Origin of the sequence: Streptomyces sp. NPDC046925, assembly GCF_040644915.1 — a bacterium.
Lineage (GTDB): Bacteria > Actinomycetota > Actinomycetes > Streptomycetales > Streptomycetaceae > Streptomyces.
On the sequence record NZ_JBEYWZ010000006.1, the window covers coordinates 240,455 to 256,877 of the forward strand.

The window sequence follows — 16,423 nt, forward strand, 5'->3', positions numbered from 1 at the left end:
GTAAAAACGCTTATCCGGAGCTAACGGGCGAGGTGGTTATGGTAGGGGCTCCACTGGACACCACCAGAGCCGACAGGGGAGGTGCGGCTGCGTCCGGCGATCGGGGAGGAGTGCTGAGGCGCTTTCTCGGGTTGGCGGGTGAGCCGAAATCCGTGACCGACACCGCTGACCGTTTCCACGCTGCCAGTTCCGCTCAGACCGCGACCTTTGCCGCTGATGCGGAATCGCAGGCGTGGACTCCCCCCACCTGGGAGGAGATCGTCAGCACGCACAGCGGACGGGTCTATCGCCTGGCGTACCGCCTGACCGGCAATCAGCACGACGCCGAGGACCTCACCCAAGAGGTCTTCGTCCGTGTCTTCCGGTCCCTGTCGACCTACACCCCCGGCACGTTCGAGGGCTGGCTGCACCGCATCACCACGAACCTCTTCCTGGACATGGTGCGCCGCAAGCAGCGCATCCGCTTCGACGCCCTCGGGGACGACGCGGCGGAGCGCCTCCCCAGCCGCGAGCCGTCGCCGCAGCAGGTCTTCAACGACACGCATTTCGACGCGGACGTGCAGCAGGCGCTCGACACCCTCGCTCCCGAATTCCGCGCGGCAGTGGTCCTGTGCGACATCGAAGGCCTCTCGTACGAGGAGATCGCCGCGACCCTGGGCGTCAAGCTGGGCACGGTCCGCAGCCGTATCCACCGTGGCCGCTCGCAGCTGCGCAAGGCCCTTCAGCACCGGTCGCCCGAAGCCCGCGCCGAGCGTCGCTCGCTCGCAGGAGCCGTGGCGCCGGGAGGAGGGGGCGCGACCGCGTGAGTGGATCACGGCCGAATCCTGTTGAGCGACGTCTGGCCGAGCAGCATCTGGGGGACCGGCTCGCAGCCCTGGTGGACGGCGAGTTGGGCCATGACGCGCGCGAGCGAGTCCTCGCGCATCTCGCCACCTGTCCGAAGTGCAAGACCGAGGCCGACGCCCAGCGGCGGCTCAAGAGTGTCTTCGCAGAGGCGGCGCCGCCGCCTCCCTCCGAGAGTTTCCTCGCCCGCCTCCAGGGTCTTCCCGGCGGTGGCAGCGAGCCTCCCTCCGGTCCCAAGCCTCCGGGGAGCGGCGGCTTCGCCACCTCGGACACCGAGTCGGGACTGCCCCCGACCGGAGTCTTCGGCGTGAGACCGGAGACCTTCGGCTACGCGCCCTCGGGCGCCCATGCCGCGGTGCTGCCCGGCTCGGGGCGCGGTTTCCGCATCCATGACGTCGACCGGCGTGACGTCGACCGGCATGACGTCGGTCGGCACGAGGCCGAGCGCTCGATCTGGCGCGGGAGGCGGTTCGCCTTCGCCGCCGCGGGTGCGGTGTCGCTGGCCGCGATCGCCCTGGGCGGCGTCACGACGGGCATTCCCTCCGACCCCGGTGACCCGCGCGCGGGCTCGGGCAGCAGCAACAGCTCGGGCAGCAACAACGCGAGCAACAGCAGCAACGCGTCGCCGCAGCGTTCGCCGGGCTCGGGTGCCACGACGGCTCCCGATTCCGTCCGCCGCCGTGGCAGCGGCCCGCTGTCCGCGCAGGGCCCGCGTCCCGGCGTCCTGGCGGCGCCGGTCGCGCCGACACAGGCGACCGGACCGCTGCTGCCCGGCGTGACGGCGCGGGGGCCCCGCGTCCAGCAGCCCGAGCCCGTCACCGCACGGCACGACGTCACGGCGCCGATGCTGACGGGTGCGGCGGTCATGTCCCCTTTCATACGGCCGGTCTCTCCCGTCACACCGGGCGGCACCTCCCCCGTCGGCTCCGCGTCGACACCGGGCGAGGCGACCGGGGACGGCGAGGCCGAGCCGACGCACACCGCGGCGGCGTCGTCGCCCATCCTGGGCACGCTGCAGGGCACTTCGCAGATCCGCTGACGTGCTCTGCGCTTCGGCGCGGGAACCTGGTTGAATCCTGGGTGGGCCGTGCCTGCCCGAGGCTTGTGGCGGGCGCGGAGTTGAGCTCGTGAACGGCGTCCGCCGTAGGCCAGGTGTGGGGAGAGCATGGACGAGGGCAAGCCCACGAAGGCGAAGTGGTGGAGCCGCCCCAGGTCGGCGGGGGCGGGGGCGGCAGGGTCCGCCGGGCAAGCGGAAGACGCGTCCGGCGACTTCACCCTGGCCGCCGCCAGCCCACCGGCCGACTCCACGCCGGGTACCGAGCCCGGCCTCTCTGTACCCGCGCCTGCCGCTGAGCCGGGCCCTGCGCCCGCCCCGGAGTCCGGGTCCGCGCCGGGCGCCGGGCCTGCGTCCGGAGCTGCGTCCGCGCCCGGTGGGCCCGTGACGGCGTCAGCCTCTGCGCCGGGCCCCGGGCCTGTGACGGAGGGGGTCTCTGTGCCCTCTGCGCCCTCTGTGCCGGGTGCTGAGCCGGGGCAGGGTTCCGCGTTCACGTCCGGCTCCGGCTCCGGCTCCGGGACCGCGGCCGTTCCTGGCCTGACCCGGGCGGACGCTCCCGACGACCGCCCCCGCCCGCTGCACGACCCCGATCCGTACAGCACCCCGCCCTACGGCGAGCCCGGCCCCTGGGCCCCCGCCCCGCCCGTACAGCACCCGGCGGCGACCCCCGCCCACGGCACGCAGCTCCCGGCGGCGGCCCACAGCGGCACCCCGCCGCACGGCACCCCGCAGCCCCAGCCCCACCCGACGGCCCCGCAGCCGCAGCCGCAGGCTCACCCAACAGCCCCGCAGCCGCAGGCCCCTCCGACAGCCCCGCAGCCCCAGCCTCAAGCGCACCCCCAGCCCGCACAGCACCAGCAGCCGCAACAACCGCAGCAGCCCCACCACCAGCCCCAGCCCCAGCCCCACCACACCCAAGCCCCCGCACCCGCCCCTCCCCGGCAGCCCTACGACCCCTGGAACGCCCCCCTTCAGCAGAGCGGCGCCGTTCCCGTCGACGAGGCGAGGCAGAAGAAGCGGGTCCGGCGGGGAATCCTGGTCGGGATCGCCGTCATCACGCTCGTGGCGGGCGGCATCGGCGGAGCCCTCGGCGCCTATCTGGAGCGCAACGGCGGCACGGACATCGAGCTGCCGCAGGCCAAGGCGCAGGACAAGGCCAGGGCCAAGGACAGCGTCGCCGGGATCGCCGCGAGCTCCCTGCCCGGCGTCGTGACGCTGCACGTCAGCGGTGACGACGCGCAAGGCACCGGCACCGGTTTCGTGCTCGACGGCAAGGGCCACATCCTCACCAACAACCACGTGGTGGAGCCCGCGGGGACCGGCGGCGAGATATCGGTGACCTTCAGCGGCGGCGAGACCGCCAAGGCGGAGGTCATCGGACGCGACTCCGGGTACGACCTCGCGGTGGTCAAGGTCTCCGGGGTGCGCGGACTCAACCCGCTGCCCCTGGGCAACTCCGAGAACGTCCAGGTGGGCGACCCCGTCGTGGCCATCGGCGCCCCGTTCGACCTGGAGAACACCGTCACCTCCGGCATCATCAGCGCCAAGGAGCGCCCCATCACCGCGGGCGGGGAGAAGGGCGACGGCAGTGACATCAGCTACGTCGACGCGCTGCAGACCGACGCCCCCATCAACCCGGGCAACTCCGGCGGACCCCTCGTCGACTCCGAGGCCCATGTCATCGGCATCAACAGCGCCATCCGCTCCGCCGACGACAGCGCGGAGCCCGGCGGCGGCCAGTCCGGTTCGATAGGGCTCGGCTTCGCCATACCCATCAACCAGGGCAAGCGCGTCGCCGAAGAGCTGATCAACACCGGCAAGGCCACGCACCCTGTGATCGGTGTCACGCTCGACATGGAGTACACGGGAGACGGCGCCCGCGTCGGCGACAAGGGCCAAGGCGGCGGCCCCGCCGTGAACAAGGGCGGCCCCGGCGACCGCGCCGGAATCAAGCCGGGCGACGTCATCACCGAGGTGGACGGCCAGCGCATCCACTCCGGCGACGAGCTCATCGTCAAGATCCGGGCCCACCGGCCGAAGGACAGTCTCGAATTGACCGTCCAGCGAGCGGGAAAGGACCGGAAAGTGACGCTGGTGCTCGGCGCATCGGGCGGGAACTGATCCACGTCCGTCGCCCAGCGGCTACCGGACGGACAGGAACGCCGGGTACCGTGGACCCGGTCCGGACGGCAAGGAGTCAAGGTGTTCTCAGACATTGGCCCGCTCGAGGTAGTGGCGCTGGTCATCCTCGCTGTGCTCGTTTTCGGCCCGGACAAGCTGCCCAAGCTGATTCAGGACGCCTCGCGCACCATCCGTAAGATCCGCGAATTCTCGGACAGCGCGAAGGCCGATATACGCAGCGAACTCGGCCCGGAATTCAAGGACTTCGAGTTCGAGGACCTGAATCCGAAGACCTTCATCCGCAAGCAGCTCGACAACGACGAGCTCGGTCTGAAGGAAATCCGCAACGGCTTCGATCTCAAGAAGGAGATGGCCGAGGTCACGGACGCGGTGCACGGGCGTGAGAGCGAATCCGCCGATGGCGCGACCGGCTCGGACAGCTCGTCCGGTACGTCCGGCGGCCGTGTCGACATGGCCAAGAAGGACGGCCGCATCGACATGGACAAGAAGCCGGAGAAGGCCGCGCCCCCCGAGCACCCGCCGTACGACGCGGACGCCACCTGACCTCCTCCGAGGCACGCTCGGTACGCCCCTGAACACGCCCCCTGGCGCTCTCCCCGAAACACTCGTACGCCTACCGGTGTCCCGGGTTCCGGAACGGGTGTGGCTATCCTGCCTTGTTGTCCGGCTGAGGACGCCCGAGGGGGGCGGGCCCTGCGGACCGATGAGAACGAGGAGGCGGCCGGGTACATGGAGACGACAAGTCGCGTAGGCGCACAGGCGCCGGCCGCGGACGGCACCGCAGAGGCGATGCCCTCCGCCCGGCGCACGGTCGACAGCTATCTGCTGGCGCCCTTCCCCTGGTACGGCCTCGACGAGGCCTTCACGGGCGAGCGCTGGCTGATGCAGGTCGGCACCGCCGCGGACGGCGCGGTGGAGCACGGCTCCATCGGGCACGGCGATGAGCCGTCGGTACGGAGTGACGGGCCCTTCGGGAACAGCGACAAGGAGCGCTTCGCGGCCGTGGTGACCGTCGCGGCCAACCCGGTGCGACGCAGCCCGGACGGCACGGGCCTGCTGGAGGCGACGTCGGTGTCGTCCGCGGCCTGGCTCGCCGGGGTGGGCCTGCTGACCGTCACCTGGCCCAGCCAGATGGACCACAGCCTGCGGGACGACTGGCTGGACCAGCAGACCGAGACGGCCTGGGTCCTCGCGGACGATCTGCAGGGCGAGGACTGGTCGACGCTGTCACTGCCGGTGGACGGCGTGCCGACCTCGTTCCACTACCGCGAGTCCGAGTTCGGCTGGGTGCTCGCCGGTTCCACCAAGGAGGGCGTGCACCTGGGCGCGTACGGACGCGGCATGAGCGCGTACGGCCTGGGCTTCTCGGTGGTCAAGGACATCCACGAGTACGCGGGATAGCCCGACTGCCGCACACATACGCCGATGGGGGCGCCGCTCGTCATGAGCGGCGCCCCCACCGGCGTACGGAAGAAGGGCAGGGAAGCCTCAGAACTTGTTGCGCGGGGTGATCCCCAGGGTCATGCCCGCGAGGCCGCGCTGACGGCCGCCCAGCTTGCCGGCGATCGCACGCAGTGCCGAGCCCGCCGGGGACTCCGGGTCGGTCAGGACGACCGGCTTGCCCTCGTCGCCGCCCTCGCGCAGCCGGACGTCGATCGGGATGGAGCCCAGGACCGGGACGGTGGCGCCCGTCGTCTTCGTGAGGCCCTCGGCGACGCGCTCGCCGCCGCCCGTGCCGAAGACGTCGACCATCTCGCCGCAGTGCGGGCAGGGCAGCCCGGACATGTTCTCGACGACGCCGACGATCTTCTGGTGGGTCTGCACCGCGATGGAGCCCGCGCGCTCGGCGACCTCGGCCGCTGCCTGCTGGGGCGTCGTCACGACCAGGATCTCGGCGTTCGGGACGAGCTGGGCGACGGAGATCGCGATGTCGCCGGTGCCCGGCGGCAGGTCGAGGAGCAGGACGTCCAGGTCGCCCCAGAAGACGTCGGCGAGGAACTGCTGGAGCGCGCGGTGGAGCATCGGGCCGCGCCACACGACCGGGGCGTTGCCCGGCGTGAACATGCCGATCGAGATGACCTTCACGCCGTTCGCCGACGGCGGCATGATCATGTCTTCGACCTGGGTGGGCTTGCCGTCCGCGCCCAGCATCCGGGGCACGGAGTGGCCGTAGATGTCCGCGTCCACGACGCCGACCTTCAGGCCGTCCGCCGCCATCGCGGCCGCGAGGTTCACCGTCACCGAGGACTTGCCGACGCCGCCCTTGCCGGACGCGACCGCGTACACACGGGTCAGCGAGCCGGGCTTGGCGAAGGGCACCTCGCGCTCGGCGGTGCCGCCGCGCAGCGCGTTCGCCAGCTCCTTGCGCTGCTCGTCGCTCATCACGTCGAGAGTGACGTCGACATGCGTGACGCCCTCGACGGCGGCGACCGCGTCGGTCACGTTCTTCGTGATGGTCTCGCGCATCGGGCACCCGGAGACCGTGAGGTACACGGTGACCGCTACCGCCCCATCCGGGGAGATATCTACCGATTTGACCATCCCCAACTCGGTGATGGGTCGATGGATCTCGGGGTCGTTCACCGTCGCCAGTGCTTCCCGCACCGCGTCTTCCGTAGCCATAACACCGATAGTACGGCGCGGTAACCCTGCCCCGGAAAGAGCCGTCAACGGTCGCCTACATCACGCCCGCCGCTCTCCTCGGCCGGGAATACGACGCGGCCCCCGTGCCGCTGCTCCTCCAGCTCCCTGACCAGGTCCTGGAGTTCGGAACGGATCCAGTCGCGGGTGGCCACCTCGCCCAGGCCCATGCGCAGGGCGGCGATCTCGCGGCTCAGATATTCGGTGTCCGCGATCGCGCGCTCGTTCTGCTTGCGGTCCTGTTCGAGGTTGACCCGGTCCCGGTCGTCCTGCCGGTTCTGCGCGAGCAGGATCAGGGGCGCCGCGTAGGAGGCCTGGAGGGACAGCGCCAGGGTCAGGAACAGGAAGGGGAACGGGTCGAAGCGCAGTGCCTGCGGTGCCCAGACGTTCCAGGCGACCCACACGATGATCGTGACCGTCATCCAGACGATGAAGCGCCCGGTGCCCAGGAACCGCGCGATCCGCTCCGAGAGCCGCCCGAACGCCTCCGGGTCGTACTCCGGCAGGAGCCTGCGGCGCGGCGGCCGCGGCTGGTCGAGCCGGAAGCGGGGCGCGGGCCGCTGCTCGACGCGGGTGTCCCGCTCGCGGTCAGCCGGCGGCACGGGGCGCCTCCTCGTCCTGGTGGAACTCCGTCTCGCGCCAGTCGTCCGGCAGCATGTGGTCGAGCACGTCGTCGACCGTGACCGCGCCGAGCAGCGAGCCGCCCTCGTCGACGACGGGGGCCGCCACCATGTCGTACGTGGCGAAGAACCCGGCGACCTGCGGCAGCGCCGTCTCCGGCGCGAGGGTCTGGAGATCGTCGTCGAGGACCGAGCTGACCAGCGTGTACGGCGGATCGCGCAGGAGCCGCTGGAAGTGCACGGTGCCCAGGTACTTGCCCGTCGGCGTCTCGTCCGGCGGGCGGCAGACGTAGACCTGCGCGGCGAGCGCGGGGGAGAGGTCCTGCTGGCGCACCCGCGCGAGGGCGTCCGCGATCGTCGCGTCGGGCCGAAGCACGATCGGCTCGGTCGTCATCAGACCGCCCGCGGTGCGCTCCTCGTACGCCATCAGGCGCCGCACGTCGGCGGCGTCGTCCGGCTGCATCAGCGTGAGGAGACGCTCCTTGTCGTCCTCGGGCAGCTCGGCGAGCAGGTCGGCGGCGTCGTCCGGGTCCATCGCCTCCAGGACGTCGGCCGCGCGCTCCTCCTTGAGCTTGCCGAGGATCTCGATCTGGTCGTCCTCGGGCAGCTCTTCGAGGACGTCGGCGAGCCGGTCGTCGTCGAGCGCGGCCGCCACCTCGGCCCGCCGTTTCGGCGAGAGGTGGTGCAGGACGTTGGCGAGGTCGGCGGGGCGCAGCTGCTCGAAGGTGGCGAGCAGGCTCTCGGCGCCCTGGCCGTGCTCCTCGACGGCGAATCCGTCGACGGCCGACCACTCGACGGTGAGCGTCTCTCCCTTGCGCCGGAAAGCGCCGCCCTTGCCCTTGCGCACGAAGACCCGGTCGATCTCCCAGTCGCGCCGGGCGGGCAGCTGCTGCACCGCCACGTCGAGGACGGTCACCTCCTCGCCCGTCTCGATGAGCCTGACCCGCCGGTCGAGCATCTCGCCGAGCACGAGCCGCTCGGTGGGCCGCTGCTCGAAACGCCGTACGTTCAGTACGCCGGTGGTGATGACCTGGCCCGTCTCGATGCCGGTCACGCGGGTCATGGGCAGGAAGATGCGGCGCCGCGTGGACAGCTCGACGACCAGGCCGAGGAGCCGGGGCGGCCTGCGCTGCACCCGCAGCGTCGCCACCAGATCGCGCACCCGTCCGACCTGGTCTCCGTTCGGGTCGAAGACGGCGGTGCCGGCCAGATGCGAGACGAAGACCCGGGAGGCGCTCGCCGCCATCGCACACGCCTCCCTCGCTCGTAGCGTCTATGCCGTTCTGTCCCGTAATGCGGGCTTCAGGCTAGCCCGTCCCGGTCGGTTACGCCCCGGCGGAGCGGCCGACCGGACTGGGGCCGATCCAACTGGTCAGCACGGGTACGCTGCCGTACTGCCGTAGCCGTAGCCGTCGTCCCCACGAGAGGCAGCGCCCCCTGTGTCAGCGATTCCCCCGGTCCGCCGTACCCGCAGAGCAGCACTGGTGAGCGCGATGTGCGCGGGTCTCGTCGTGGGGGTCACCGGTCTCACCGGGTGCAGCAGCGAGGAGGACCCGGACGCCGGCACGAACGGCATGGGCAAACTCTCCGCCGCGAAGATCCAGAGCAAGACCCGCGCGGCGGCCGACGCGGCGCCCGCGGTGCGGCTCTCGGGCACCCTGGTCAGCAAAGGCCACACGTACAAGCTCGACATGCGCCTGAAGGAAGAGGGCGGCACCGGCTCGGTCACCTCCAAGGGCGAGACCTTCCAGCTCCTTCGCGTGGGCAAGCACCTCTTCCTCAAGGCCGACTCCGCCTTCTGGACCCACGAGGAGGCCAAGGGCGGCGAGAAGCCCGGCCAGGCGGACGACCAGGCCGCGGCCAAGCTCGACGGCAAGTACGTGAAGGTGCCCGAGGAGGACGCGGCCTACCGGCAGCTGAGCGGCTTCACGGACAAGGACAGCCTCCTGGAGGGCATGCTCGCCCTGCACGGCAAGCTCGCCACCGGTGACCGCGGCACGATCGACGGCAACCCCAGCATCGAGATCAACGGCGACGAGGGCGCGGGCGGCACCCTGAACGTCTCTCTGGAGGGCAAGCCCTACCCGCTGCGCCTGAAGCGCGCGGGCGACGCGGGCACGCTGCGGCTCAGCGACTGGGGCAGGGACTTCACCCTCAGCGAGCCGGACAAGGACGAGATGGTGGACTACGGAGAGCAGCTGCCCCAGTCGTAGGGCGCGCCAGGCCCGGTCGCGCCGCGCGGGTCTAGCCGCGCCGCTTCTTCCTCTTGAACAGCAGCCGGGGGAGGCCTTCGGGCACGGGCTGCCGGGTGGTCGCCGGGGTCGGCAGGGGCGGGGCCGCGAGGGACGCGTCGGGCAGGTCGGTGCTGATGTCCCGCGGGGTCAGCCGGACGACCCGGCACTCGTCCGCCCAGCGCTGCGGCATCCGCTCGCCGTCCGGGGCGTTCAGGCGCTTGCCCTTGAGCTCGGCGACGGCCGCCTCCCAGGCCTCGGAGCGCGGCGCGAGCTCGGTCACCTCCGCCGTCCAGGCGATGAGGCGCCCGCCCTTGTCCTTGCTGCGTACGGTCACCTCGGCGGTGCCGCCGTCGACGAGACCCGGCAGCGGCTGCTCGCCGGGGCCGTCGCCGATGAGGTGCGCCGCGCCCTCGTGCCATACGTGCCACAGGGCGCGGGCCGGTTCCTGGCCGCGCACCCAGATGAGGCCCGACTTCTTGGTGGCCTCCTCGACGAGGGCCCGGGCGAGCAGCGTTTCTGTCATGCGCGCAGCCTATCGAGCGCTGTCTACAGCCAGCCGTTGCGCTTCAGGGTGCGGTGGATGGCCCAGCAGACGCCGCCGATGAGGACGAGCACCATCGGGTAGCCGTAGCGCCATTCCAGCTCGGGCATGTGCTTGAAGTTCATGCCGTAGACCCCGCAGACCGCCGTCGGCACGGCGATGATCGCCGCCCAGGAGGTGATCTTGCGCATGTCCTCGTTCTGCGCGACCGCCGCCTGCGCGAGGTTGGCCTGCAGGATCGAGTTGAGCAGTTCGTCGAAGCCGACGACCTGCTCCTGGACGCGCGTGAGGTGGTCGGCGACGTCCCGGAAGTACTTCTGGATGTCGGGGTCGACCAGGCGCATCGGCCGCTCGCTGAGCAGCAGCATCGGGCGCAGGAGCGGCGACACGGCCCGCTTGAACTCCAGTACCTCGCGCTTGAGCTGGTAGATCCGCCCCGCGTCGACGCCGCGCGAGGTCCCCTTGCCCTTGCTCGGCGCGGAGAACACCTCGCTCTCCACGTCGTCGATGTCGTCCTGCATGGCGTCGGCGACCGCGATGTACCCGTCGACGACGTGGTCGGCGATGGTGTGCAGGACCGCGGAGGGGCCCTTGGCGAGCAGCTCGGGGTCCTCCTGGAGGCGGCGCCGCAGGGCGCGCAGCGAGCCGTGCCCGCCGTGCCGCACGGTGATGAAGAAGTCCCGCCCGGTGAAGCACATCACCTCGCCGGTCTCGACGATCTCGCTGGTGGCGGTGAGTTCGGCGTGCTCGACGTAGTGGATGGTCTTGAAGACCGTGAAGAGCGTGTCGTCGTAGCGCTCCAGCTTGGGCCGCTGGTGCGCGTGCACCGCGTCCTCGACGGCGAGGGGGTGCAGCCCGAACTCGGCGGCGATACCGGAGAATTCGGCCTCGGTCGGCTCGTGCAGACCGATCCAGGCGAAGCCGCCCTCGCGGCGCACCTGGAGCATCGCCTCGTGCGGCGTCAGCGTGTCGTCGCAGGCCGCCCGGCGGCCGTCGCGGTAGACCGCGCAGTCGACGACCGCGGAGGCGGCGGTGGGGTCACGGGTGGTGTCGTACGAGCTGTAGGCGCCGCCGTCCTTGCGGAGCGAGGGACGGACGGCGGCGCGCAGGTCACGGATCATCGACATGGGGCAGGCTCCTTTGACGGAGGCCGCCGGCGACGGTTGGAACTACCCGGAATGGGGACGTCCTGCTGAGGATGTTTGGCACGTCCACAAAGCGGGGAGCACCGCACCATCGCGGTGGCAGCTTCGCTACTGACTCAGATCAAAGAACTCAGAGAGATCAGGTGGAAACGAAGTGCTCTTCCGTCGCACGCAAGCACGGGGAGTACAGACGCACGGTGGCAGCTACAGGGCTGCGTGAGGTGTCAGACGGAAGAACGGGTGGTACTGCACGGTCGACTTCGATCCATGGCAGCCCCACCTCCTCCGGCCGGTCCCCCGTAGGGGAAGTCCCTAGCGCGTAGCGCGCGAAGTCATCTGCCCGGGCTTGAGAGCGCGCTCTGCGTGCTGCCCGGAACCAGCGGCCAACACTATCAGCCGACTGAAGAGTCAAGCCCCGTCTTTACCCGCCACAGACGAGTTCTATGCTCACGGGATGGCTGATGTTCTTGCTCTGGTCGAGGCCCGCCTCCGCAGCGCCCTCGGTGAACCGGACGCCCGCGCCGCGGTGACCTTCCTCGGCACCGACCGCGTCGAAGTGCTGCGCTTCACGGACGGGGACCTGGTCAGATACGCCACCCTCGGCATGTCGGCGCAGCCGATGGCCGATCCGACCGCCGCCCTGGCCGACCCGGTCAAGGGCCCGCGCGCGGAGCTGATTCTCTCGGTGCGCGCCGGCGTCGCCGACACGGACAAGGTGCTGCGCCCGCTGGCCGTACTGGCGGCTTCGCCGCAGGTCGAGGGCCTGATCGTGGCTCCGGGAGCCTCGCTCGACACGGGCGAACCGCTGTGGCCCGGCGCGCAGTTCACGTCGGTCCTCGTCGCCGAACCGGGCGGCCTGGTGGAGGACCTGGACTTGGACGAGCCGATGGAGCCCGTACGGTTCCTGCCGTTGCTGCCCATGACGCCGAACGAGGGCGCGTGGAAGCGGGTGCACGGCGCGCAGGCATTGCAGGAGCGCTGGCTGAACAGCGGAACGGACCTGCGCGATCCGCTGCGCAAGTCCGTGTCCCTGGACTGAAGTTCCTTCGTACGGAGCTCAGTTGGCGAAGACGGTGACGCTGTCCTCCGTGGCGTGCCGCGGTTCGAGCTCCTCGGCCTCGTGGGTGAGGGCCTCCCTGCGGACCCACACCACGGCCGCGCCGAGCACCGCCGTGACGGCCGCGACCACGAACGGGACGTGGATGTTGCTCCACTCCTCGATCTTCGGCGCGAAGAACGGCGCCGCGGCGGCGGCGAACCACCGCACGAAGTTGTAACCGGCGCTCGCCACCGGGCGCGGCGCGTCCGACACGCCGAGCGCGAGCTCGGTGTAGACGGTGTTGTTCACACCGATGAAGGCGCCGGACAGGATCGTGCAGACGATGGCCGTGGCGTGGTTGCCGTACCCGAGGATCAGCACGTCCGCCGCGAGCAGCACCAGCGAACCGCCGAGCACCTTCAGGGAGCCCAGCTTCGCCTGCAGCCGGGGCGCCACGAGCACCGAGAAGACGGCGAGCAGCAGACCCCAGGCGAAGAAGATCGCCCCCGACTTGTACGGGGTCATGTTCAGCACGAACGGCGTGAAGGCCAGGACCGTGAAGAACGTGTAGTTGTAGAAGAACGCGGAGGCGGCGGCGGAGGCGAGCCCGCCGTGGCCCAGGGCCTTGATCGGGGCGAGCAGCGAGGTCTTCTGCGCGGGCTTCGGCTGTTCCTTGAGGAACGCCGTGATGCTGAGGAAGCCGACCGCCATCAGGACCGCGGTGCCGAAGAACGGGTAGCGCCAGCTCGCGTTGCCGAGGACCGCGCCGAGCAGCGGCCCGCAGGCCATGCCGAGTCCGAGCGCCGACTCGTACAGCAGGATCGCGGCGGCGCTGCCGCCGGCCGCCGCGCCGACGATCACCGCGAGGGCGGTCGACACGAAGAGCGCGTTGCCGAGCCCCCACCCCGCGCGGAACCCGACGAGTTCGCCGACCGACCCCGAGGTGCCGGCGAGCCCCGCGAAGACCACGACGAGCGCGAGCCCGAGGAGCAGGGTCTTCTTGCCGCCGATGCGGCTGGAGACAAACCCGGTCACCAGCATCGCGACGGCGGTGATCAGGAAGTACGAGGTGAAGAGCAGGGAGACCTGGCTTGCCGAGGCGTCGAGGCCCTTGGCGATGGAGGGGAGGATCGGGTCGACGAGCCCGATGCCCATGAAGGCGACGACGGACGCGCCCGCGGTGGCCCAGACGGCCTTCGGCTGGCGCAGGAGGCTGGTCGCCCCCTTGTCCAGTGGGTCCCCTTCGGCGGGACCTCCTGTGCTGCTGTTCATGCCTGCTCCTTAGCGGCTCACGTCGAGTTCATTGACGTATACACATATTAGTTAGCCAAGCTAAAAGATGCAAGCTACATCTAGTTTCTCCTGGTGACAGGGCCACCGGACGGGTGATCGTCCTTGACGGGGGGACGACCGGGGAGGACCGTTGGTCGTTATGAGGGGCGAACCCAGTTGCCCGAAGTGTGGTGGCCGGGTCAGGGCTCCCGGTCTCTTTGCCGACTCCTGGCAGTGCGATGTGCACGGGACCGTGCATCCGCTGCAGCCTGTGATCCCGCCGAGCGTCGAGGCGCTCCAAGTGGTCGTGCACCGCGCGCAGGTGCCGGTCTGGATGCCCTGGCCGCTGCCGGTCGGCTGGCTGTTCACGGGCGTGGCCTGCGCGGGCGACGACCGCAGCGGCGGCCGTGCGACCGCCGTGGCCTGCTCGGGACCCGCGCCGCTCGGCGGCATCGGTGAGCTGGTGCTCGTCGCCGAGGAGCTCGGTGTCGGGCTCGGCGCGCGGTATGCGGGCATCGACGGCCCGGACCCCGGCCCCTATCTGAACGTCGAGCAGCCGCCGCAGGCCAAGCTGCTCGCGGCGGGCAGGCCGACCCCGATGTGGCATGTGGCGGGCACGCCGGACGACCGCGCGGTCTTCGCGGGCGAGGCGCGCGGCCTGTGGCTGTGGGCGGTGGCGTGGCCGGAGCAGTCGGGGCTCCTGATGTACGACGAGCTGGTGCTCACCGATCTCCGGGACGCCGGTGCCGAGACGGACCTGCTGCCGTGCGGGGCGCTTTCGCCGCGGATTCTGTCGCCTTGATGGTGGGCGGCGGGGCGGTGGGGTGCTGTGACGGCTTACGGCGTGATCGGTGTGGGTGCCGTGAGGTGAGGGGTGTCTCCTCTGTGGCGGGCGGCGGAGCGTTCGGCTCCCGTTATCCTTGAGCGTCCCCTTCGTCCGCCCGCCAGAGCCTGGAGTCCGCGTCGTGCGCATCGATCTGCACACCCACTCCACCGCTTCCGACGGCACGGACACCCCGGCGCAGTTGGTACGCAACGCCGCCGCTGCCGGGCTCGACGTCGTCGCGCTCACGGACCACGACACCACCCGCGGGCACGCGGAGGCCGTCGCGGCGCTCGCGGACATCGACCGGGACCTCACCCTCGTCACCGGCGCCGAACTCTCCTGCCGCCACGACGGCGTGGGCCTGCACATGCTGGCCTACCTCTTCGACCCCGACGAGCCGGAACTCGCCCGTGAGCGCGAGCTCGTGCGCGACGACCGGGTGCCCCGCGCGAAGACGATGGTCGGCAAGCTCCGGGAACTCGGCGTTCCGGTCACCTGGGAGCAGGTCGCGCGCATCGCGGGCGACGGCTCGGTCGGCCGCCCGCACATCGCCGAGGCCTTGGTGGAGCTGGGCGTCGTGCCCACCGTCTCGGACGCCTTCACGCCCGACTGGCTCGCCGACGGCGGCCGCGCGTACGCCGGGAAGCACGAACTGGACCCCTTCGACGCGATCCGCCTGGTCAAGGCCGCGGGCGGCGTCACCGTCTTCGCGCACCCCGCCGCCGTCAAGCGCGGTCAGGTGGTGCCCGAGGGCGCGATAGCGGAACTGGCCGCCGCGGGTCTCGACGGCATCGAGGCCGACCACATGGACCACGCCCCGGACACCCGCACCCGGCTGCACGGCCTCGCCGCGGACCTCGGCCTCCTCGCCACGGGGTCGAGCGACTACCACGGCAGCCGCAAGACCTGTGTGCTCGGGGAGTTCACCACCGACCCCGAGATCTACGGGGAGATCACGCGCCGCGCGACCGGGGCGTTCCCGGTGCCGGGCGCGGGCGGACGGCCCTCCGCGTAACGCGGGCCTCTCTGCGTAACGCGGGCCTCCCCGCCACCTTTTCCGCCGCCCTCGCGCGGCACTTTCGTACGACTCACCGCAAGGCCATCACTGTGTTCGACGTCGCCGTCTTCGGATCCCTCTTCCTCACCCTTTTTGTCATCATGGATCCCCCCGGGATCACCCCGATCTTCCTCGGACTCACCTCCGGCCGCCCCGCCAAGGTGCAGCGGAAGATGGCCCTCCAGGCCGTGTGCGTCGCCTTCGGCGTGATCGCGGTCTTCGGGGTCCTGGGCCATCAGATCCTCGACTACCTGCACGTCTCCGTCCCCGCGCTGATGATCGCGGGCGGTCTGCTGCTCCTGCTCATCGCGCTCGATCTGCTCACCGGCAAGTCGGACGAGCCGACGCAGACCAAGGACGTCAACGTCGCCCTGGTGCCGCTCGGCATGCCGCTGCTCGCGGGGCCCGGCGCGATCGTCTCCGTCATCCTGGCCGTCCAGGACGCCGACAGCTTCGGCACGCAGATCTCCGTATGGGCGGCGATCGTGGCGATGCACGTCGTGCTGTGGCTGGTGATGCGCTACTCGCTGTTGATCATCCGGGTCATCAAGGACGGCGGCGTGGTCCTGGTGACGCGGCTCGCGGGCATGATGCTCTCCGCGATCGCGGTACAGCAGATCATCAACGGCGTGACGCAGGTGATCAACGGCGCCTAGGGCGCCGGTCCCGGGGCGGCCCGCACGGATGCCGGGACATGCCAAGGGCCCCCGTACCAACGGTGTACGGGGGCCCTTCAACCTGTACGTGCAACCTATATGTGCAACGTGCTACCTAAATGTGCAACATGTGCGTTACGAGGCCGGGGATTCGGCCGGGCGGATATAGATGCGCTGGCCGATCGCTGCGGCCTGCTGCACGATCCGATTGACGGAGGCGGCGTCTACGACGGTCCGGTCCACGGCGGCGCCGTCGACGTCGTCGAGTCGCATGATTTCGAAGCGCATGAGGCTTCTCCCTTCGTCTGGTCATCCTCCTGAGGAGAACTACTGGTGTGTGGCCGCCGGGACAGC

General features: G+C 70.8%; 17 protein-coding genes. 10 read left to right on the top strand and 7 right to left on the bottom strand.

What is annotated here, in order from left to right:
* The first annotated feature begins 38 nt into the window (after positions 1-38).
* The 5 genes from sigE to ABZ906_RS25500 all read left to right on the top strand — a co-directional run bounded on the left by sigE (position 39) and on the right by ABZ906_RS25500 (position 5,440).
* Complete coding sequence (sigE, locus tag ABZ906_RS25480) at positions 39-806, top strand: RNA polymerase sigma factor SigE (RefSeq protein WP_361181732.1); 768 nt, start codon at positions 39-41, stop codon at positions 804-806.
* Entirely contained in the window at positions 803-1,882 is a 1,080-nt protein-coding gene (locus tag ABZ906_RS25485) for a zf-HC2 domain-containing protein (protein ID WP_361386266.1), read from the top strand. Before sigE ends, ABZ906_RS25485 begins: the two co-directional genes overlap by 4 nt.
* 126 nt (positions 1,883-2,008) lie before the next feature.
* Positions 2,009-4,018 (top strand): trypsin-like peptidase domain-containing protein, encoded by a 2,010-nt coding sequence (locus ABZ906_RS25490; RefSeq protein WP_361386269.1) that lies wholly within the window; start codon positions 2,009-2,011, stop codon positions 4,016-4,018.
* A gap of 81 nt (positions 4,019-4,099) precedes the next feature.
* Positions 4,100-4,582, top strand: coding sequence for a sec-independent translocase (locus ABZ906_RS25495; RefSeq protein ID WP_361181729.1), 483 nt, complete (start codon positions 4,100-4,102; stop codon positions 4,580-4,582).
* Between the two features lie 186 nt (positions 4,583-4,768).
* On the top strand, positions 4,769-5,440 hold the full coding sequence (locus ABZ906_RS25500) for a hypothetical protein (RefSeq protein WP_361181728.1): 672 nt from the start codon (positions 4,769-4,771) through the stop codon (positions 5,438-5,440).
* 87 nt (positions 5,441-5,527) lie between these two features.
* On the opposite strand, the gene ABZ906_RS25505 is transcribed toward ABZ906_RS25500, so the two are convergent.
* From ABZ906_RS25505 to ABZ906_RS25515, 3 genes are read right to left on the bottom strand one after another with little or no spacing between them, the layout of a single operon-like run.
* On the bottom strand, positions 5,528-6,661 hold the full coding sequence (locus tag ABZ906_RS25505; protein WP_361386272.1) for an Mrp/NBP35 family ATP-binding protein: 1,134 nt from the start codon (positions 6,659-6,661) through the stop codon (positions 5,528-5,530).
* Positions 6,662-6,705: 44 nt separating this feature from the next.
* Positions 6,706-7,281 carry a DUF1003 domain-containing protein gene (locus tag ABZ906_RS25510; RefSeq protein ID WP_361181726.1) on the bottom strand — a complete coding sequence of 192 codons (576 nt, stop codon included), beginning with the start codon at positions 7,279-7,281 and terminating at the stop codon, positions 6,706-6,708.
* Positions 7,268-8,545, bottom strand: coding sequence for a CBS domain-containing protein (locus ABZ906_RS25515; RefSeq protein ID WP_361181725.1), 1,278 nt, complete (start codon positions 8,543-8,545; stop codon positions 7,268-7,270). The genes ABZ906_RS25510 and ABZ906_RS25515 overlap by 14 nt, the downstream gene beginning before the upstream one ends.
* Positions 8,546-8,792: 247 nt before the next feature.
* On the opposite strand from ABZ906_RS25515, the gene ABZ906_RS25520 reads away from it, so the two are divergent.
* Entirely contained in the window at positions 8,793-9,512 is a 720-nt protein-coding gene (locus tag ABZ906_RS25520; protein ID WP_361386794.1) for a hypothetical protein, read from the top strand.
* A gap of 31 nt (positions 9,513-9,543) precedes the next feature.
* Here ABZ906_RS25520 and ABZ906_RS25525 read toward each other — a convergent pair whose 3' ends face one another.
* Entirely contained in the window at positions 9,544-10,056 is a 513-nt protein-coding gene (locus ABZ906_RS25525) for a hypothetical protein (protein ID WP_361386275.1), read from the bottom strand.
* Between the two features lie 23 nt (positions 10,057-10,079).
* Positions 10,080-11,201 (bottom strand): magnesium and cobalt transport protein CorA, encoded by a 1,122-nt coding sequence (locus tag ABZ906_RS25530; protein WP_361181723.1) that lies wholly within the window; start codon positions 11,199-11,201, stop codon positions 10,080-10,082.
* A 472-nt stretch (positions 11,202-11,673) separates the two neighbouring features.
* On the opposite strand from ABZ906_RS25530, the gene ABZ906_RS25535 reads away from it, so the two are divergent.
* Entirely contained in the window at positions 11,674-12,258 is a 585-nt protein-coding gene (locus ABZ906_RS25535) for a suppressor of fused domain protein (protein WP_361181722.1), read from the top strand.
* Positions 12,259-12,276: 18 nt separating this feature from the next.
* On the opposite strand, the gene ABZ906_RS25540 is transcribed toward ABZ906_RS25535, so the two are convergent.
* Complete coding sequence (locus ABZ906_RS25540; RefSeq protein WP_361386278.1) at positions 12,277-13,530, bottom strand: MFS transporter; 1,254 nt, start codon at positions 13,528-13,530, stop codon at positions 12,277-12,279.
* 160 nt (positions 13,531-13,690) lie between these two features.
* Here ABZ906_RS25540 and ABZ906_RS25545 point away from each other — a divergent pair, with 160 nt between their 5' ends.
* The 3 genes from ABZ906_RS25545 to ABZ906_RS25555 all read left to right on the top strand — a co-directional run bounded on the left by ABZ906_RS25545 (position 13,691) and on the right by ABZ906_RS25555 (position 16,069).
* Complete coding sequence (locus ABZ906_RS25545; RefSeq protein ID WP_190082082.1) at positions 13,691-14,332, top strand: DUF6758 family protein; 642 nt, start codon at positions 13,691-13,693, stop codon at positions 14,330-14,332.
* 163 nt (positions 14,333-14,495) lie between these two features.
* The gene (locus ABZ906_RS25550) at positions 14,496-15,371 is read left to right on the top strand and encodes a PHP domain-containing protein (protein WP_361386281.1); all 876 of its coding nucleotides are present in this window, start codon (positions 14,496-14,498) and stop codon (positions 15,369-15,371) included.
* A gap of 92 nt (positions 15,372-15,463) precedes the next feature.
* Positions 15,464-16,069, top strand: coding sequence for a MarC family protein (locus ABZ906_RS25555; protein ID WP_361386284.1), 606 nt, complete (start codon positions 15,464-15,466; stop codon positions 16,067-16,069).
* A gap of 135 nt (positions 16,070-16,204) precedes the next feature.
* Here the strand turns inward: ABZ906_RS25555 and ABZ906_RS25560 are convergent, their stop codons facing one another.
* Positions 16,205-16,357 (bottom strand): hypothetical protein, encoded by a 153-nt coding sequence (locus ABZ906_RS25560; protein WP_167829028.1) that lies wholly within the window; start codon positions 16,355-16,357, stop codon positions 16,205-16,207.
* Positions 16,358-16,423 lie beyond the last annotated feature (66 nt).